General features: G+C 31.0%; 19 protein-coding genes. 8 read left to right on the plus strand and 11 right to left on the minus strand.

The genetic code is table 11. From position 1 onward, the window contains the following. Positions 1-41: 41 nt before the first annotated feature. Positions 42-929 carry a LysR family transcriptional regulator gene (locus L3X37_RS01700; RefSeq protein ID WP_237238443.1) on the plus strand — a complete coding sequence of 296 codons (888 nt, stop codon included), beginning with the start codon at positions 42-44 and terminating at the stop codon, positions 927-929. 59 nt (positions 930-988) lie between these two features. Next, positions 989-2,674, plus strand: a complete 1,686-nt coding sequence (locus L3X37_RS01705) for a tetratricopeptide repeat protein (RefSeq protein WP_237238444.1) — start codon at positions 989-991, stop codon at positions 2,672-2,674. A gap of 64 nt (positions 2,675-2,738) precedes the next feature. Here the strand turns inward: L3X37_RS01705 and L3X37_RS01710 are convergent, their stop codons facing one another. Continuing rightward, the gene (locus L3X37_RS01710) at positions 2,739-3,758 is read right to left on the minus strand and encodes a LacI family DNA-binding transcriptional regulator (RefSeq protein ID WP_237238445.1); all 1,020 of its coding nucleotides are present in this window, start codon (positions 3,756-3,758) and stop codon (positions 2,739-2,741) included. Between the two features lie 148 nt (positions 3,759-3,906). Between L3X37_RS01710 and L3X37_RS01715 the strand changes: the two genes are divergently transcribed. From L3X37_RS01715 to L3X37_RS01725, 3 genes are all read left to right on the plus strand, one after another. Continuing rightward, positions 3,907-4,953 carry a sugar kinase gene (locus L3X37_RS01715; RefSeq protein ID WP_237238446.1) on the plus strand — a complete coding sequence of 349 codons (1,047 nt, stop codon included), beginning with the start codon at positions 3,907-3,909 and terminating at the stop codon, positions 4,951-4,953. Positions 4,954-5,042: 89 nt separating this feature from the next. Then, positions 5,043-5,711 (plus strand): bifunctional 4-hydroxy-2-oxoglutarate aldolase/2-dehydro-3-deoxy-phosphogluconate aldolase, encoded by a 669-nt coding sequence (locus L3X37_RS01720; RefSeq protein ID WP_237238447.1) that lies wholly within the window; start codon positions 5,043-5,045, stop codon positions 5,709-5,711. Positions 5,712-5,773: 62 nt separating this feature from the next. Beyond that, a complete protein-coding gene (locus tag L3X37_RS01725) occupies positions 5,774-6,595 on the plus strand; it encodes a DMT family transporter (RefSeq protein ID WP_237238448.1) in 822 nt (273 codons plus the stop codon). Positions 6,596-6,731: 136 nt separating this feature from the next. On the opposite strand, the gene L3X37_RS01730 is transcribed toward L3X37_RS01725, so the two are convergent. Both L3X37_RS01730 and L3X37_RS01735 read right to left on the minus strand, forming a co-directional pair. Further along, positions 6,732-7,067: a hypothetical protein gene (locus tag L3X37_RS01730; protein ID WP_237238449.1), complete on the minus strand. Its 336-nt coding sequence runs from the start codon at positions 7,065-7,067 to the stop codon at positions 6,732-6,734. A 112-nt stretch (positions 7,068-7,179) separates the two neighbouring features. After that, entirely contained in the window at positions 7,180-8,415 is a 1,236-nt protein-coding gene (locus L3X37_RS01735; RefSeq protein ID WP_237238450.1) for a 3-deoxy-D-manno-octulosonic acid transferase, read from the minus strand. Between the two features lie 160 nt (positions 8,416-8,575). Here L3X37_RS01735 and L3X37_RS01740 point away from each other — a divergent pair, with 160 nt between their 5' ends. Both L3X37_RS01740 and galE read left to right on the plus strand, forming a co-directional pair. Continuing rightward, positions 8,576-9,730 carry a DegT/DnrJ/EryC1/StrS family aminotransferase gene (locus tag L3X37_RS01740; RefSeq protein WP_237238451.1) on the plus strand — a complete coding sequence of 385 codons (1,155 nt, stop codon included), beginning with the start codon at positions 8,576-8,578 and terminating at the stop codon, positions 9,728-9,730. Further along, on the plus strand, positions 9,723-10,745 hold the full coding sequence (gene galE / locus L3X37_RS01745; RefSeq protein ID WP_237238452.1) for a UDP-glucose 4-epimerase GalE: 1,023 nt from the start codon (positions 9,723-9,725) through the stop codon (positions 10,743-10,745). The genes L3X37_RS01740 and galE overlap by 8 nt, the downstream gene beginning before the upstream one ends. Before the next feature lie 133 nt (positions 10,746-10,878). Here the strand turns inward: galE and lspA are convergent, their stop codons facing one another. The 5 genes from lspA to L3X37_RS01770 all read right to left on the minus strand — a co-directional run bounded on the left by lspA (position 10,879) and on the right by L3X37_RS01770 (position 15,620). Next, positions 10,879-11,370 carry a signal peptidase II gene (gene lspA / locus L3X37_RS01750; RefSeq protein ID WP_237238453.1) on the minus strand — a complete coding sequence of 164 codons (492 nt, stop codon included), beginning with the start codon at positions 11,368-11,370 and terminating at the stop codon, positions 10,879-10,881. A gap of 91 nt (positions 11,371-11,461) precedes the next feature. Continuing rightward, the gene (gene fabD / locus L3X37_RS01755; protein ID WP_237238454.1) at positions 11,462-12,355 is read right to left on the minus strand and encodes an ACP S-malonyltransferase; all 894 of its coding nucleotides are present in this window, start codon (positions 12,353-12,355) and stop codon (positions 11,462-11,464) included. A 116-nt stretch (positions 12,356-12,471) separates the two neighbouring features. Then, on the minus strand, positions 12,472-14,028 hold the full coding sequence (locus L3X37_RS01760; RefSeq protein ID WP_237238455.1) for an NAD(P)/FAD-dependent oxidoreductase: 1,557 nt from the start codon (positions 14,026-14,028) through the stop codon (positions 12,472-12,474). A gap of 48 nt (positions 14,029-14,076) precedes the next feature. Further along, positions 14,077-14,670 (minus strand): hypothetical protein, encoded by a 594-nt coding sequence (locus L3X37_RS01765; protein WP_237238456.1) that lies wholly within the window; start codon positions 14,668-14,670, stop codon positions 14,077-14,079. 26 nt (positions 14,671-14,696) lie between these two features. Continuing rightward, positions 14,697-15,620, minus strand: a complete 924-nt coding sequence (locus L3X37_RS01770) for a dihydrofolate reductase (RefSeq protein WP_237238457.1) — start codon at positions 15,618-15,620, stop codon at positions 14,697-14,699. A 289-nt stretch (positions 15,621-15,909) separates the two neighbouring features. Here L3X37_RS01770 and L3X37_RS01775 point away from each other — a divergent pair, with 289 nt between their 5' ends. Beyond that, a complete protein-coding gene (locus tag L3X37_RS01775) occupies positions 15,910-16,206 on the plus strand; it encodes an isoamylase early set domain-containing protein (RefSeq protein ID WP_237238458.1) in 297 nt (98 codons plus the stop codon). A gap of 55 nt (positions 16,207-16,261) precedes the next feature. Here the strand turns inward: L3X37_RS01775 and L3X37_RS01780 are convergent, their stop codons facing one another. The 3 genes from L3X37_RS01780 to L3X37_RS01790 form a co-directional block, all read right to left on the minus strand. Next, positions 16,262-17,086, minus strand: a complete 825-nt coding sequence (locus tag L3X37_RS01780; RefSeq protein WP_237238459.1) for a thymidylate synthase — start codon at positions 17,084-17,086, stop codon at positions 16,262-16,264. Between the two features lie 83 nt (positions 17,087-17,169). After that, positions 17,170-18,723 (minus strand): NupC/NupG family nucleoside CNT transporter, encoded by a 1,554-nt coding sequence (locus tag L3X37_RS01785; RefSeq protein WP_237238460.1) that lies wholly within the window; start codon positions 18,721-18,723, stop codon positions 17,170-17,172. A gap of 16 nt (positions 18,724-18,739) precedes the next feature. Then, a complete protein-coding gene (locus L3X37_RS01790) occupies positions 18,740-19,351 on the minus strand; it encodes a bifunctional nuclease family protein (protein ID WP_237238461.1) in 612 nt (203 codons plus the stop codon). Positions 19,352-19,435: the final 84 nt, after the last annotated feature.

Below are 19,435 nucleotides of genomic sequence, written 5' to 3' on the forward strand. Positions count from 1 at the left end.
AGAAGTAAGTTTGAGTAGCTTTAATTTTTATTTAGTATCAAATGTTAAGTAAAACAAATCAATTAGAAATTCGCCATATTCGTTATTTTTTAATTTTAGCAGACACATTACATTTTAGAAAGGCAGCGGAAAAAATATTTATATCGCAATCTGCATTAAGTCAACAAATAAATTTATTAGAAACTATATTAAATGTAAAATTGTTTGAAAGGACGAATAGAAGAGTGTCATTAAGTGTTGCGGGGGTTCTTTTTTTAGAGGAAGCAAAAGGGATTATGAATTATTTTGATACTTCATTGAAGCGATGGCAACAATCACTAGATGGCAATAATGGACAACTAAAAATAAGTTTTGTAGGCTCGGCAATGAAGAATTATTTGCCCCCAATTATAAAACAGTTTACAAACGATTTTTCTAATGTTAGATTGTCTTTAGAAGAACTCACTAATTCAGATCAATTAAGAGGTTTAGAGCAAGACAATATCGATATCGGTTTTATGCGATCAAACAAAGTTTTACCTCATATGAATATTAAACCTGTTTATATTGAGAATTTTTCTTTAGTGCTACCACAAGACCACCCAATAAATGGAAAGAACTTTAATAATATAGGTCAATGCGCTAATGAATCTTTTATTTTGTATCCAAACGAAAGTAGCCCAATGTATTTTCAGCAAATCCTTAACTTATGTTCTAAGCATAATTTTAGTCCAAAAATTTCTCATAGAGCTATACACGGAGGAACAATATTTAAATTAGTGGAGAATGGAATGGGTTTGTCAATTATTCCTAATTCATTAAAAGACGAAAATAATTATAAAATACGTTTTATAGAATTAAATAATTCTGAATTAAAAACAGAATTATTTGCTGTTTGGAAAAAAGATTACAAGAACCCCGTATTAAAGTCCTTTTTAAAGCGTATTTAAAAAGAATAAATTGGGTATAAGATAATAGTTAAATGTTTTACGGTTAAAATAGTTGTGTTATGAAATTAAAATTAATAATAATGTTTTTTTTTATTGGTTCAATAGCTTATTCACAAACTAACATTTGGGACGAAAATCCAAACGATTCACAATTTGAAATGGACAGTCTATTAACTATTTTGCCTAAATCAATAGGTAAAGACAAAATACCTTTATTAAACAGGGTTTCTGAAATATATTGGTTAATAAATCCAGATAAAACTATTGAATATGCTACAGAAGCATTACAATTAGCAAAACAATATAATGATAAAAAACAAGAGGGTTTAGCTCTTATTAATCTGTGCCAAGGTTATTTGTTTAACGATTTTTACGATAAGGCCTTAAGTTATGGCTTAAAATCTCTAGAGATAAGGAAAGATATTGGGAATGATTTTGATTTGGCTTTTACATTACGAACACTAGGGTGGCTATATTATGACATAGGTTATTTTGATAAAGCTTTAGAATATCATAAAGAAGTACTTGAAATACATGAAAAAATAAATGATAAACAAAGAATTGCATACAGTTTAAATAGTATCGGTTTAATTCATGCTAAAAATGATGACTGTAATTTAGCACTGTCTTTTTTTAGAAAATCATTAGAGTTAAAGAAGTCATTTAATAATAAAGACAGGATTTCTGAAACCATGAAAAACATGGCAATTTGTTATCGTAAAATTAATGAGTTAGACTCTGCTAAAGAACTATTGGAGACCTCACTTGAGATGGTAAATGAAATTAAAGATGAGCAAAATAAGGTTGAAATATTAAACGAACTTGCCTTAGTAAATTTAAAACTATTAAATTTTGATAAAGCCTACCAACTTTTAAATGAGTCCAGATTAATTATGGAAAGGCTAAAAGATAATATAGAATGGATTGTAGAAAATTATAGAATAAGATCTGATTATTTTTTGGCGTTAGGAAACTATGAAGAAGCTTATAATAATCATAAAAAATATGATGAACTTAAAAGTAGTATTTTTTCAAATGATAAAAGTCAGAAATTAGCCGAAATGAGAATATTATATGAAGCAGAACGGAGAGAGTCTGAAATTAAATTATTGGAACAACAACGAAATATAGAAGCTCAAAAAAAGCGAGGTATTTTGATTGCTTCCATTTTATCATCAATAATTGCTCTTTTGATTATAGCATCACTTTGGAATAATATTAAAAAGAAGAAAGCTATTTTTAGGCAAAGCGAAAAACTATCAGAAGAGCGCGAAAAAACACAGTTGCTTTTAAGAGAAAATCTAGAGCATAAATTAGAATTTAGGATGAAAGAATTAACTAATTTAGCGTTGTTTATCTCGCAAAGATCTTCTTTGTATAAAGAGCTAACAAGATCTTTTAAAAGTATAGAGTTTAAAGATGTTAATGAGATTAAAAAAAGAGTAGCGTCGTTAATAAAAGAATATACATTTAAACTAGATTTAAATGAGGATATCCAAAAGTTTCATGCAAGTGTTGAAACATTGCAAAACGACTTTTTATTCAAACTAAAAGAAAAACATCCTAATCTTACAGAGAAAGAAGTGCAATTAGCAGTGCAAGTTAAACTTAAACTGAGTTCTAAAGAAATTGCAAATATTAATAATATTTCTGTAAATTCAGTTGAAATAGGAAGACATCGGTTAAGAAAAAAATTAAAATTAGATAGTAAAGAAAATCTTGTTGCCTTTTTAGAAAACATTTAAAATTATAATCCCGTAACCAATTTAAGTTGAACTGATTTAAACTTTTTTAGCTTTATAAAAACACTTATTTGGATGAATCTCTAACTATTAATTCTGCATCAAGAATTATTTTATTTAAAGTTTGTTTAATTTCAGGATTTGAGACACGTTCTAAAAAAGTTTCTGCAGTAAGACGACCAATATCATTGCTATGCTGGTTAACACTCGAAATAGTTGGTGAAATTAAAGAAGTAAACGGCTCGTTGCCAAAACCAACTAAACGAATTTCATTTGGTACATCAATATTGTTTTCATTTAAAACTTGCAGTGCTCCAAGAGCAGCATAATCTCCTGCAACATATACAGCATCAGGTCTGTTCTCAAAATTTAACATCTTTGCCATTTTTTTTCTTCCATCATTAAGTGTTAAATCACTTTCAATAATCAAGTTATCATCTATAGGTAAATTGTTTTTTTTAATAGCATCTATATAACCACGAATTCTATTATTAAAAATTCGGGTTCTTCTGTAGCCACCAATATGGGCTATTCTTTTACAGCCCTTAGCAATTAAATGTTCAACAATTAAATGGCTGCTATGGTAATCATTAATACCCACGTAATCTACATTTAAATCGTTTTCACCTCTATCAAACAAAATTAAAGGAATTCCTTTAGACTTTATTTTTTCATAATGTGATAAGTCTACAGTTTCATTAGCCATAGATGCTATAATTCCGTCTACTTGTGTAAATAAAAGCGTGTCGATGTTTTTACATTCTTTTTCAAAAGATTCGTTAGACTGTGTAATTATAATATTGTAACCAGCTTTGTTGAGAACAGTTTCCATACTTTCTATTACAGAAGAAAAGAAATTGCTATTGGTTTTAGGTACTATAACACCTACTAAATTACTTTTGCCGCGCCTTAAAGCACTTGCTAAATGATTAGGTTGGTAGTTTAAATTTTTTGCAACTTGCTTAACAGCTTTTTTAGTTTTTTCACTAATTCTTGAGTCATTATGCAAAGCTTTAGATACCGCCGCGGCAGAAATATTTAGTACATTGGCAATGTCTTTTATGGTAGTTTTGTTTTTTTTAGACAAATTTTTATACCTTTGCTTAATCGTTTAAACAAAGATACTATTTGAAGTAGAATAATCAAAACAAATTGTGAAATATAGGTTTTGATTTTATTTTTAATTCTAGCTTAAACGTTTAACCAATAATTAATTAAAGTAATATTTTATAAAAATGGGTAAAGTAGTAACATTTGGAGAAATTATGTTAAGATTGGCTCCACAAGGATTTTTAAGATTTTCGCAGGCTAACAATTTTGATGTTGTTTATGGCGGTGGTGAATCAAACGTAGCTGTTTCACTTGCAAATTATGGTGTAGATGTTGATTTTGTAACACGTTTGCCAAAAAATGACATTGGTGAGTGTGCCATGATGGAAATGAGAAAACGTGGTGTTGGAGTTGATAAAGTTGTTTGGGGTGGAGACCGTTTAGGAATCTATTTTTTAGAAACAGGAGCTGTGTCTAGAGGATCTAAAGTGGTTTACGATAGAGCACATTCTGCAATTTCTGAAATAGAATCTGGAATGATTGATTGGGATGCTGTTTTTGATGGCGTTGAATGGTTTCATTGGACTGGAATTACACCTGCTATTTCTCAAGGTGCTGCAGATGTTTGTTTAGAAGCGGTAAAAACTGCAAGCGCAAAAGGGGTTATTATCTCAACAGATTTAAATTATAGAGCTAAACTTTGGAAATACTGCAATGACGCTCATAGAGAAAAAATAATGACTGAAATTACTTCGTATTGCGATATCATTTTAGGAAATGAAGAAGATGCAGAAAAGCATTTTGGAATTCATCCTGAAGGATTAGATGTTCATAAGCATGGGCACGATGTAAAAGCAGAAGCTTTCTTGTCTGTTTGTAAACAAATGATGGAAAAATTCCCTAGAGCTAAAAAAGTAATTACTACTTTAAGAGGTTCTATATCAGCTTCTCACAATACTTGGGCAGGCGTTTTATATGATGGAAATAAAATGTACGAAACGCGCCAATATCAAATTACAGATATAGTTGATAGAGTTGGTGGAGGAGATTCTTTTATGGGAGGTTTAATTTACGGATTATTAAAATACCCAGAAGATGATCAAAACGCATTGGATTTTGCTGTTGCAGCATCCTGTTTAAAGCACACAATTAAAGGTGACGCAAACTTAGTTACTGTTGCTGAGGTTGAAAAATTAATGGGTGGAGATGCTTCTGGTAGAGTAGCAAGATAATAAAAGTGTTTATACGTTTATCTGTTGAGTTGTCTATTCAATTTAACAGATAAATATTTAAGCGATTTAACAAATAAACATTAGAAAAAATGGCACAATATTCAAGATTAGAAGTAGCACAAGTCATGAAGGATACAGGATTAGTTCCTTTATTTTTCAATAGTGATATAGAAAAAAGTAAAAAAGTTTTAAAAGCCTGCTATGATGGTGGGGCAAGATTATTAGAGTTTACGGCACGTGGAGATTTCGCTTTAGACGTATTTTCAGAGTTAACAAAATACGCCATTGCAGAATTACCAGGTATGATTATGGGTGTGGGTTCTGTAACAGATGCTGCTGCGGCATCATTGTATATGCAAAATGGAGCTAATTTTATTGTAACTCCTGTGTTAAGGGAAGATATTGCAATTGTTTGTAATAGGCGTAAAGTGTTATGGTCTCCAGGTTGTGGGTCGTTAACCGAAATAGCAAGAGCCGAAGAGTTAGGTTGCGAAATTGTAAAATTGTTCCCTGGTGGAATTTACGGACCAGATTTTGTAAAAGCTATAAAAGGCCCTTGCCAATGGACAAGTATTATGCCTACTGGTGGTGTGTCGCCAACAAGAGAAAATCTTGCAGGGTGGTTTAATGCAGGAGTTACTTGCGTAGGAATGGGCTCTAAATTAATAGCCAAAGATGCAAATGGTAACTTTGATTATGAAAAAATTGAAAGCATGACAAGAGAAGCATTAAGCATTATTAAAGATTTAAGAAAATAATATTATAAAATTGAAAAGGATGACTTACTTAATTTAATCTATTGAATAAAACCATTAAGTATATGATAATTAGTGCTTTCGCATTTACATTTATGAATGTTTTTGTAAAAGCATTAGATAGTTTTAGTGTATATCAAATTGTTTTTTTTAGATCTTTAGGAACGTTGTTTTTTACAGTGCCGTTTTTACTAAAAAATCAAATTTCTTTATTAGGAAACAAAAGAGGGTTATTGGTTTTAAGAAGTGGTTTTGGTCTTATTTCAATGTTGTTATTCTTTTTATCATTAAAATTTATAACTTTAGGAATTGCAGTATCGTTACGATATATAGCTCCTATTTTTGCTGCTTTTTTTGCATTGATATTACTTAAAGAAAAAATAAAACCTATACAATGGTTGTTTTTTGCAATTGCTTTTTCTGGAGTTATTGTTTTAAAGGGATTAGGTGCAGAATTAAACTTAAAAGGTGTAGTTTTTGCTCTGGTATCTGCATTATTTGCAGGCTTAGTTTATATATCGATTAGAAAAATAGGCGGTAAAGATCATCCAGTAGTAGTTGTAAATTATTTTATGGTTATTTCTGCAATTATTGGAGGTTTACTATCAATAAACAATTGGATAAACCCTAAAGGAACAGAATGGTTAGTACTACTTAGCTTAGGGGTGTTTGGTTATTTTGCTCAATTGTATATGACAAAAGCTATGCAGTTAGGAGAAACTAATCAGGTAGCTCCATTAAAGTATTTAGAAGTTATTTTTACTATAATATTAGGCTTACTTTGGTTTGAAGAAATTTATACCCTTTGGAGTTTGATAGGAATATTACTAATAATTATAGGCTTAACGCTGAATGTATTTACTAAGAAAAAGAGTTTAGCGCTATAAAATCGCTTTTGCTTTTTTTAATCAAGCTTTTTGAACCCTAATATTGAAAACTAAAACAATAAGCTAAAAATAATCAAAAAGAAAATCGCCTAAAAATTACTTTTTAGACGACTTCTTTTATAAACTTTAATGACTTTTAGTTGCCACCTGTAGTTTCTTTTACTTTGTCTTTTGCAGCTTCGGCAGCTTTATCAACTGCTTCACTTGCTTTATTAGCAGCGTCGTCAACAGCTTCTCCAGCAGCATCAACCGCTTTGTCAACTGCTTCTCCAGCAGCATCAACAACTTTTTCAACAGCGTCACCTGCAGCTTCTGTAGCTTCTTTAACAGCGTCACCTGCAGCTTCAGCAGCTTCTTCTGTTGCTTCAATAGCATTTTCTACTGCATCTTCTGATTTTTTTGTATCTCGACAAGATGTAAATGATAAGCCTAATACTAATAATAAAGTGGTACTTACTAATAATTTTTTCATTGGTTTTTGTTTTTAGTGTTTATTTGTAAAATTTAGATTAAGAATTTAATCATTTCATATTAAATTCAATTATTAATATGTTAAAAATTTTAACATATATATTAAAATCATCTTATATACGTATGTAATTAAGTATTTGGATTACCGCACCTCTATTTTCTTTGATGAATTCTAAATTATTAGACCCAGACTTATCTCTAAAGTCACTATTACTAATTAATTTGTTTAATATATCATCAAATTCTTTTTGATTGGAAATAGAAAACATGCCTTTTATATCTATCATAGATTTGGCTTCATTAAATTTAGAATGATTACTACCTATAATAATAGGGACACCAAAAGTTGCTGGCTCTAGTGTGTTGTGCAGCCCTGTAGTTCCCATGGCGCCTCCAACATAAGCTATATCAGCATAGTTGTATATTTTAGATAATAAGCCGATGGTGTCTATAATAAAAACATTTGCCTCAGTTAAGTTTTGGTTAGCCATTTCACTATACAAAACAACATGAGTATTTAACCTTTGCTTTAAATTATTTATTTGTGAAGGTTTAATATTATGAGGCGCAATAATAAATTTAACATGATTTGTAGTGTTATTATTAATATAGTTTATAAATAAGTTTTCGTCTGGTAACCAAGTGCTTCCAGCTACTACACATAGGCTTTTACCTTTAAAAGATTCAATAAAATTTAACTGATTATTTTCATTTAATTGACTGTAAACGCGATCAAAACGTGTGTCGCCAGAAACGGTTACATTATTATAGTTAATAGACTGTAATAAGGTTTTTGTGGTAGTATTTTGAGTGAAAATATGTTCAAAAGAAAATAAAGCACTTTGTAGTGTTTTGCCATAGAATTTAAAAAAGGATTGATTTTTCCTAAAGGCTGCCGAAATTAAGATAGCTCTTAAATTGTTCTGTTTTAATTCATTTAAAAAGTTTGGCCAAATATCATATTTAACAAAAATGGTAAGTTCTGGTTTTACAAGGCTTATAAAAGTTTTTGCATTCTTTTTTGTGTCTAACGGTAAATAAACTACAACATCTGCGATTGGCGAGTTTTTACGGATTTGATAACCAGAAGGCGAAAAAAAAGTAAGTACTATTTTATGCGATTTATAATGTGTGCGTAAAGCCTGAAAAACAGGGAGACCTTGCTCATATTCACCTAAAGAAGCACAATGAAACCAAAGTGTTTTATCATGTTTGTTTAGAGTGTTTTTTAAAATAGTAAAAGTTTTAGAGCGTCCTTTTACACCTAAATTTAATTTTTTATTAAAAGGAGCAACGCATTTTAAGCCAAAATCTACTATAGATATTAATAAATTATAAATTAAACTCAATTTTATTTCTTTTAATGCTAAAATACATTTCTTTAAAATAAATTCATTGTTTAGGGCATACGAATTTTGTAATTTTGCATCATTAAAAATACCCAATAGCGTATTTATTAAAATAAAGCTTATTTGTTTTTTTTAAGCAATAGGTTTAAATTTTTTTTAGATGAGGAAAATTCAAATGGTAGACCTTAAAGGTCAATACAGTCAAATAAAAGATGTTGTAAACCCTTCAATTCAAGAAGTTATTGATACAGCATCATTTATAAACGGGTCTAAAGTTCATGAGTTTCAAAAGAATTTAGAGCAGTATTTAGCCGTAAAACACGTTATTCCTTGTGCTAATGGAACCGATGCTTTACAAATTGCAATGATGAGTTTAGGGTTAAAGCCAGGAGATGAGGTTATTACTGCAGATTTTACTTTTGCTGCAACTGTAGAGGTTATAGCATTGCTTAATTTAACACCAGTTTTAGTAGATGTTAATCCAGACGATTTTAATATAAATATTGAAGCCATTAAAAAGGCTATTACTCCAAAAACAAAAGCTATTGTACCAGTCCATTTATTTGGTCAATGTGCAAATATGGAGGCTATTATGGAAATAGCAAACAAGCATAATTTATTTGTTATTGAAGACAATGCACAAGCTATTGGAGCTGCTTATACTTATAATAATGGAAAAAAAGCAAAAGCCGGAACTATTGGGCATGTATCTTCTACTTCATTTTTTCCTTCAAAAAATTTAGGATGCTACGGAGATGGTGGCGCTATTTTTACTAACGATGATGATTTAGCACATACTATAAGAGGTATTGTTAATCATGGTATGTACAGGCGTTATCATCATGATGTTGTTGGTGTAAATTCTCGTTTAGATAGTATTCAAGCAGCAGTTTTAGATGCAAAATTACCACATTTAGATGCTTATAATAAAGCAAGACAAGATGCTGCAAAAAAATACAATAAAGCATTTAGCGGTATTGATGCGATTACTACTCCTAAAGTATTAAATGGATGTACAGATATTTGTGATACTTGCGATTGCCATGTGTTTCATCAATATACTTTAAAAGTAGCAGGTGTTGATAGAGATGCTTTAGTAAAGCATTTAAACGAAAATGATATTCCTTGTGGTGTGTATTATCCAATTCCGTTACATAAACAAAAAGCGTATCAAGATTCTCGATATAACGAGGCAGATTTTACAGTTACCAACGAATTAGTTAAAAACGTTATTTCGTTACCAATGCATACAGAATTGGATGACGAGCAAATTGAATATATTACATCAACTCTTATAAATTTTATAAATGGATAAAATATTAGTTACAGGTGGTTTAGGCTTTATTGGCTCGCACACAGTTGTAGAGTTACAAAACGAAGGATATGAAGTTGTTATTATTGACGATTTATCAAATTCTACTGAAAAAGTTTTAGATGGTATTACATCTATTACTGGTAAAAAACCATTGTTTGAAAAATTAGATTTAAAAGAAAGAGATAAAGTTGAACGTTTTTTTGAAAAGCATAGCGATATAAAAGGTGTTATTCATTTTGCTGCAAGTAAAGCGGTTGGAGAAAGCGTTCAAGAACCATTATTGTATTACGAAAACAATATTTCTACACTCGTTTATATTTTAAAAGAATTAAAAAAGTTAGCATCGGTAGGGTTTATTTTTAGCTCGTCTTGTACGGTTTATGGGCAAGCAGATGAATTGCCAATAACAGAAAATGCACCTGTAAAACAAGCCGAATCTCCATACGGAAATACTAAGCAAATAGGAGAAGAAATTATTAGTGACACTTGTAAAGTAACTCCGAATTTAAAAGCTATTGCTTTGAGATATTTTAATCCTGTAGGCTCACACGAGTCGGCTAAAATTGGAGAATTACCAATTGGTGTTCCACAAAATTTAGTGCCTTTTATTACGCAAACGGCTATTGGAATTAGAGAACAGTTATCTGTTTTTGGAGATGATTACCCAACACCAGATGGCACTTGTATTAGAGATTATATTCATGTAGTAGATTTGGCAAAGGCTCATGTGGTAGCGTTAAATCGCTTATTAAAAAACAAAAATAAAACAAATTACGAGACATTTAATTTAGGAACAGGAACTGGCAGCTCTGTTTTAGAAGTTGTGAAAGCTTTTGAAAAAGTTTCTGGGCAAAAACTTAATTATAAAATTGTTGGAAGACGCGAAGGAGATATTATTTCTGCATATGCCGATACTACTAAAGCTAATAATGAGTTGGGTTGGAAAACTCAATTAACTCTTGATGATGCAATGCGCTCTGCTTGGAAATGGGAGCAGAAAGTTAGAGAATTATAGAGGTTATACCATTTCTTATTAGTAGCTTACTAAAAAGAAAACCGCCTAAAAATTACTTTTCAGCCCCCTTTTTTTATTTTCAGGATGATAAATATAATATTTTGAGATAGAGTAGTAATGATAACTCTATAATTTATGATACTTTCTTTTTTTTAAAACTAACACATACTAATATAATCATTCCAGTAGTTACAAAAAGATCGGCAACATTGAAAATACCAGTTCTAAATACACCTCCTAAATCGATGTGCCAAAAATCGGTTACAGAACCATAAACAAAACGATCAAAAACATTAGCAATTCCTCCGCCAATAATACTAGCAAAGGAAAAAAGAGACCAATTGCTTAAGGTTTTATCTTTAAAAATATAGCGTAGCACAAAGGCTAAAATTAAAACGGGTAAAATAAGTAGCAATAGTATTCTAAGGGAGTCACTTAATTCACTACCCATACCTAAAAAAGCCCCTTTGTTTTCTACGTTGTGAAGTGTGAAATAATGTCCGATAATTTCAGATTGACTTCCAGCTATTACTTTTGCCCTAACCCAAACTTTTGATATTTGATCTAAAGCAATAGTTAAAATAATAATTAGTAAAATAAAAATGGAGCGCCTAGATAATTTCATATGTTTATATGTATTGTTTTTCAAAGAACTACATGCAACATTCATGTAGTTATCTCTTTGTATATCGAAAGTTTAGTTAAAAATGCTTCATTTAGCTATTTCTTTCAAAAGTTGCAGAAGCAGTTTCAGATGCTCTGTTTATCTTTTTTACTAAGCCTTGTAAAACTTTACCTGGACCTACTTCGGTAAATAAAGTAGCTCCATCAGCAATCATTTGCTGTACAGATTGCGTCCATTTTACTGGAGCTGTTAATTGGGAGATTAAATTTGCTTTAATTTCATTTTCATCAACAACCGCTCTAGCTGTTACATTTTGGTAAATAGGGCAATTAGGTTTGCTAAATGTTGTGTTTTCAATAGCAGCAGCAAGTTCTTCGCGAGCAGGCTTCATCATAGGAGAATGAAATGCACCTCCAACGGGTAGTACTAATGCGCGTCGTGCCCCTTCTTTTTTTAAAGCTTCACAAGCATTATTTATGGCTTCAATTTCGCCAGAAATAACTAATTGTCCAGGGCAGTTATAATTTGCTGCTACTACAATACCTTTTGTTGTTGCGCATATTTTTTCAACAATATCATCATCTAAACCTAAAACAGCCGCCATGGTACTTGGTTTAATTTCGCAAGCTTTTTGCATGGCTAAAGCACGTTGAGATACAAGTTTTAAGCCATCTTCAAAATTTAAACTTCCGTTTGCTACTAAAGCCGAAAACTCACCTAAAGAATGACCTGCAACCATATCGGGTTTAAAATTATCACCTAATGTTTTAGCTAAAATTACTGAGTGCAAAAATATAGCAGGTTGTGTTACTTTAGTTTCTTTAAGGGCTTCTGGAGTACCTTCAAACATGATGTCAGTAATATTGAAGCCTAAAATATTGTTTGCTGTTTCAAATAATTCTTGAGCTAAGGCTGAGTTTTCATATAAGTCTAAACCCATTCCTGAGAATTGTGCGCCTTGACCTGGGAATATATATGCTTTCATATAATTTTAAAATTTAGTGCTGCAAAAATAGGAATATTTTTTTTAGATATTAGACCGCTTCGCCGATAGATATTAGAATCTAAACTTGTTTTTAAATTATTGAGTGTTTAGCCCTTTTACAATCCAGTACTAGCTGCTTCAGCACAACGTTCGCCATCCATAGCAGCTGAGATAATACCACCAGCATAACCACCACCCTCTCCGCACGGAAATAAACCTTCAATTTCTGGGTGTTCAAAATTGTCTTTTCGAGGAATACTTACTGGAGATGACGTTCTAGATTCTACACCAACAATGTTTGCTTCTTCAGTATAATAACCTTTCATTTTTTGTCCAAAAGCTTCAAAACCTTTTCTTAATCTGCTGCCTATTAATTTGGGTAATAATGAATGTAAGGGTGCTGGTTTTAATCCCGGTTGATATGATGTATTATTTAAACTAATTGACAGGCGACCTTCAACAAAATCAGTTAATCGTTGCGCTGGTGCTACTTGACTTCTTCCGCCAGAGGTAAAAGCTAATTTTTCTAAATTTTTCTGATATTCTAATCCTTTTAAAACGCCAAATTGCTCATATTTATGTAAATCTTGTTCAGCGTTAATTTCAACAACAATACCCGAATTTGCATAAAGATTATTACGTTTAGAAGGCGACATACCATTAACAACAACTTCGCCATTTGCCGTAGCTGCAGGAACTATAAACCCACCAGGACACATGCAAAATGAATAGACACCTCTTTTATTTACTTGTTGGACTAAACTATAGGATGCTGCAGGAAGTAGTTCGTGTCGGTTACCAGAGCAATGATACTGAATGCTGTCAATAATATGCTGAGGATGCTCTACACGAACACCCATGGCAAACGATTTTGTTTTTAATACTATTTGCTTTTTATGAAGTAAATAATATACATCTCGAGCCGAATGTCCTGTTGCTAAAATGACTCTGTTTACTGCCATTTCATTACCATTTAGTAATTGAATGGCTTGTATTTTGTTGTTTTTTACAGTAAAATTGACAACACGCGTTTCAAAATAAATATCGCCACCATAATTTAAAATCGTTTCACGAATATTCTGTACCACTTTAGGTAACTTATTGGTGCCAATATGCGGATGTGCATCGACTAAAATCTGATCGGTTGCGCCATGAAGCACTAAATTTTCAAAAATACGTCGTACATCGCCGCGTTTTAAACTCCTAGTATATAATTTACCATCACTATAAGTACCTGCTCCACCTTCACCAAAACAATAATTGGAGTCTTCGTTTACAAAATGGTCTTGATTTATAGCTTTTAAATCTCTACGACGGTCTTTTACATTTTTACCACGTTCTAAAACAATGGGCTTAAAACCAAGTTCTATACAACGTAAAGCGGCGTACATGCCAGCAGGCCCAAAGCCAATAATATGAATGGGCTTTGCTTTTGAGACATTTTTATAGTTAAAAGTGTATTCTAAATTTTTTGGTAAATCTTCATTAATATAAACGGCAAGTTTATAATTAAAAATTATTGTTGGTTTTCTGGCATCAATCGATTTACGCAATACTTTTATTCCTGTAATTTCCGCTTTATTAATGTTTAAATAACTAGCAGACTTTATAATAAGTATATTGCTAAATTCTTCTTCTTTAAGTGAAACACGAAGTTGAATTTCTTTTATCATGTAGCGAATTTAGCGAAATTAGAACAACTCACTTAGTTAAGTATTCTTTTACTCCAAACTCTGGACTAGAATATATTTTTTCCGAAATTTTTTTAAATAATCTTTACTTCCTTCCATAGAAGCTTGAGCTAAAAATATAACTTCAACATCACTTTCAATACTTTCAATTTTTTTAGCTATTGATTTTGCGTAATTTTTTAAGTCATTATTTTCATAGTATTTCCATGAAGATGAACAATCACAATTCACAATTTGAATGCTTTTATTATTGTTTTTTGCCATTTTTAAGATTAGATTCTTGCTTACTTTTTTTGTTGAATTTGCGGTATAAGCCAAACCTATTTTTGTAAAGTTTGAAACTAAAAACTTAGCAATGGGTTCATCAATTCTTTCTATATCTTTGGTTTTGTCGCATTCTTCACCGTAAGTTGAGCAGGTGCATATTATTAAATCGGGTTGTTCTTTTTTGATTTTAAAAACTTCCTCCTGAAAACTTTTACTATCTGTTTTTCCTTTTTTAAGGGCATAGCTTAAAATGTCTGCATTAACAAAATGTTTTATTTCAATATCTGAATTAAACTTCCTTACTAATTTTTCAAATTTATCAATATGAATATTTGATGTGTGTAGAAATGCTATCATAGTTTTTAAAATTATATAAACTTTAGCTATTTCCTTAGGTAAGTAATAAACGAAAACTCATACTCATGATTTTTATCTTTTTTATTAAAGGTGTTTGCTGTTTCTTTCCAAATAGATGAGTCAATTTTCGGAAAAAATGTATCCGCTTCAAAATCCTCGTGTACACGTGTTAATTCAATCTTATCTGCTAAAAGCATAGCTTGTTTGTAGATTTCACCACCACCTATTATAAAAGGTTGCGAATCGTTTTTTGCAGCATCAATAGCATCTTCTAAAGAGTTTACTAAAATAACACCATGAGGTATTTTGTAATCTTTTTGTCTAGAAATAACTATATGCTTTCTGTTAGGTAATGGTTTAGGAAAGCTCTCAAAAGTTTTACGCCCCATGATGATATGATGGCCACTAGTTAAACTTTTAAAGCGTTTTAAATCATCGCTTAAATGCCAGATAAGTTTATTTCCTTTACCAATAGCATCATTTTTTGCAGCGGCAACAATTATTGTTAATTCACTTTTGGATTTTGGGTTTTGGGTTTTGGGCGTTGTTTCGTTATAAAGATCGCTTTGCGCTATTAATGTTTCCTCTTTTACAAAGCCAGCTTTAAGTTTATCAATACGCTCTTGTTGTTTTGCAACCAATTTTTCTAATTGTTGTTTTTCCCAAGCTTTACCCATGAATTTGTGGGTTACAAACACATTAAATAAATGATATAAAAACAAGAACAGCCATATTAAAATGGCATAAACGAACCAGTTAACACCTGCTATAGTAAAATCTTTACCAATTCCTAAAACTGTGTTAGCAATAATTAGAAGCACACAGCCAATTAAAAACAATACAAAATGTACATATAAGCGTTTTTTTTGTTTGATACGTCTTTGTGCGTTTTCAATAAGCTCTAACTGATCTTTATCTATTTGCGGTTTTTGTTTTTTCTTTCCAAACATTTTAATAAAATAATGTTCGTAAAGTTAAAGCTTTTAGAAATAAAAAAGTGAATTTTAAAACGAAAACGTTTTCGAAAAATAGGTTATAAGGTTAAGTATTAAAAACGATTGATTTTCTTTAACATTTTGATAATTTATTAGTTAAAATAAATTAATCTTTTAAATTGATGTAAGAGCATATTATTAAATTGATAATTCTTTGATGTAAAGCGTTTTAAATGATTGAATACATATTATTGTTTTATAAATTTGCTGCTTAAAATAGAATTTAATCTTAAAAAAATAAATTATGGCTATTACAAAACAATATTTAAAAAGTAAACCAATATGTAAAGTTACTTTTTCTGTTCCTGCTGAGGAAGCAAAAGAAGTAGCAGTAGTAGGAAGTTTTAACGCTTGGGATACAAAAGCAACAGCGTTAAAAAAATTAAAGAATGGTACTTTTAAAGGAACATTAAACTTAGAAAAAGATAACTCTTATGAGTTTAGATACCTTGTTGATGGTGCTTATATTAATGATGAGCAAGCTGATGCTTATGCTTGGAGTGATTATGCTGCAGCAGAAAATGGTGTGCTAAACGTTTAGTTAAATCCGAAAAATTAAACTAAAAGTGCTTTCAATTTAATTGAAAGCGCTTTTTTTATACAGCAACAACTCCTTTTATATGTGGATGCGGATTGTAATCTATTAAAGTAAAATCGTCAAAAGTAAAGTCAAAAATATTTCTAACTTCTGGATTTAAAATCATTTTTGGTAATGGGCGAATATCTCTAGATAGTTGCAATTCGAGTTGCTCGTAATGATTACTATAAATATGTGCATCGCCAAAAGTGTGAATAAATTCTCCTGCTTGGTAACCACAAACCTGAGCCACCATCATAGTAAACAATGCATAACTTGCAATATTGAAAGGGACACCTAAAAATATGTCCGCACTTCGTTGATATAACTGACACGATAATTTTCCGTCTGCTACATAAAATTGAAAAAAGGCATGACAAGGTGGTAAAGCTGCTTTACCATTTGCAACATTTTCGCTAAAACTTTTTGAGGTATCTGGCAAAACTGAAGGATTCCAAGCAGATACTAACATCCTCCTGCTGTTCGGGTTATTTTTCAGGGTATTAATAACGTCTTTTATTTGATCAATTTCATCGCTGTTCCAGTTACGCCATTGGTGGCCATAAACAGGTCCTAAATCGCCATTTTCATTTGCCCATTCATTCCAAATTCTAACACCGTTTTCTGTTAAATAGTTAATATTGGTGTCTCCTTTTAAAAACCAAAGTAATTCGTAAACAATAGATTTTAAGTGTAATTTTTTTGTGGTAACCATTGGAAAACCTTCACTTAAATCAAAGCGCATTTGATGTCCAAAAACACTTTTAGTTCCAGTTCCTGTTCTATCTCCTTTTTCGTTTCCGCTTTCTAAAACGTGCTTTACTAAATCGTGATATTGCTTCATGTAAATTCTTTTTTCTGCGGAAATAAAAATATAAAAAAGCATAAAAGTTTATGCTTAAAGATTAAGATATTATAATAAAGTTATTAACCAATAATCATACCCGCAATGGTAGCAGAAATTAAAGAAGCAATCGTACCCCCAATTAAAGCTTTCATCCCAAATTTAGATAAGATTTTACGTTGCCCTGGAGCTAATGAGCCAATACCACCAATTTGAATACCTATAGACGCAAAATTTGCAAAACCACAAAGCATGTAGGTGGCCATAACTATTGATTTTTGGTAATTTAAGTGTAGAGAATTAGATATATTTTTAAGTTCTACTAATTGCATATAGCCAATAAACTCACTTGCGGCTAGTTTAATCCCTATAAGTTGCCCCATCATCATAGTGTCATTTTTGGAGACGCCAATAAGCCACATTAAAGGAGCAAAAATTGTTCCTAAAATTGATTCTAACGAAAGGCTGCTATATGGGCTATTACTAGCAACCCATTCATTAATTCCACCAACATTTCCTAGTTTTAACAAACCATAATTTATCATAGCAATAAATGCTACAAATACCAATAACATAGCTGCAACATTAGCAGCTAGTTTTAAGCCTTCAGTTGTTCCATTAGCAATGGCATCTAATAAATTTGAACCTATTTTTTCTTGAGAAACACTTACATCAGTATTAATTTCTTCTGTTTGAGGATATAATATTTTTGAAATAACAATGGCTCCAGGTGCAGCCATCACAGAAGCTGCTAATAAATGGCTTGCAAAAAATTCTCTCAGCTCAACATTATCTCCGCCTAAAAATTGAATATAAACTGCTAAAACTCCACCAGCTACAGTTGCCATGCCTCCAATCATTACTAAAAGCATTTCAGATTTATTCATTTTTTCTAAGTAGGCTTTAATCATTAAAGGCGCTTCTGTTTGTCCCAAAAAAATATTTCCTGCTACACTTAAGCTTTCTGCTCCAGAAATACCTAATATTTTTGTTAGTAACCATGCGAGTACTTTAACAACTTTTTGTATAACACCTAAGTAAAATAAAACTGAAGTTAAAGCAGAAAAGAAGATGATAGTTGGTAATATAAAGAAGATGATAGTTGGTAATATTGAAACTGCAAAATTTACTAAGGGGCTTTCTATAGTTCCAGAAACAAAAGAACTAAACAGAAACTCTGTGCCAGCTTCGGTAAAAGTTAGGATTTTATTAAATGATTTTCCTAAATATTTAAAAACTGCTTTTATAAATGGGATTTTTAATACTCCAATAGCTATTAATATTTGAAAAACTAAACCAATACCTACAGTTTTCCAATTAATAGCTCTACGTTTACTACTAAATAAAAAAGCAATAAAAACTAAAGTAACCATTCCTAAAACACCACGCCAAAGACTAGTTATTGAAAAGCCTTGATTTGGTATTATAGTATTTTTAGCTTCTTTTGAATTTGAAATTTCAGAATTGTTTTCAATTTCTGATTCAGTTAAACTAACGGTTGTTGAATCTATTAAAACAGTATCAGTTTGAGATACATTTTCAATAGTATTAGTAAGTTTTGTTTTGTCTTCTTGAGCTATTAATACTGAAGTTGAAAATAAAAAAACAGTAAGTAGCGACAAAAAAAACGATTTCATATAACTAGGTGATTGATTAACGTTTAGAAATTTCGTCTCTAATATGTGCCGCAGTTTCGTAATCCTCATTTGAAACAGCTTCATCTAATAATTTATGAAGCTCTTCAAGTGTTTTTCCTCTGTAATTCTCTCTAGGGGCATTAGGTTCTAATTCGTTTGCTAATAAATCATCAACCAAAATACTGTCTTGAAGTTCTTCTTCTTTTTTAGGATTCACTTTTAAGTAAATACCTGCTTTGTCAAGAATGTTTTTATAAGTAAAAATGGGAGCATCAAAACGAAGTGCTAATGCAATAGCGTCACTTGTTCGGGCATCAATAATTTCTTCAATTTTATCGCGTTCGCAGATTAAACTGGAGTAAAATACACCATCAACTAATTTATGTATGATGACTTGCTTAACAACAATATCAAACCTATCTGCAAAATTTTTGAATAAATCGTGAGTTAAAGGTCGTGGTGGGCGAATTTCCTTTTCTAAAGCTATGGCAATAGATTGGGCTTCAAAAGCACCAATTACAATAGGTAGTTTACGATCACCATCTATTTCATTTAAAATAAGGGCATATGCACCATTTTGGGTTTGACTGTAGGAAATTCCTTTAATATTTAATTTTACTAAACTCATAATTTACTCGATAAACGAGATTTAATTTTTAGAGCGTTACCTCTTAATAAAAGCATGTCTTAAATACCAGGTGTGTTTTTACCA

The organism is Wocania arenilitoris (assembly GCF_021728535.1).
Taxonomy (GTDB): Bacteria; Bacteroidota; Bacteroidia; order Flavobacteriales; family Flavobacteriaceae; genus Wocania_A; species Wocania_A arenilitoris.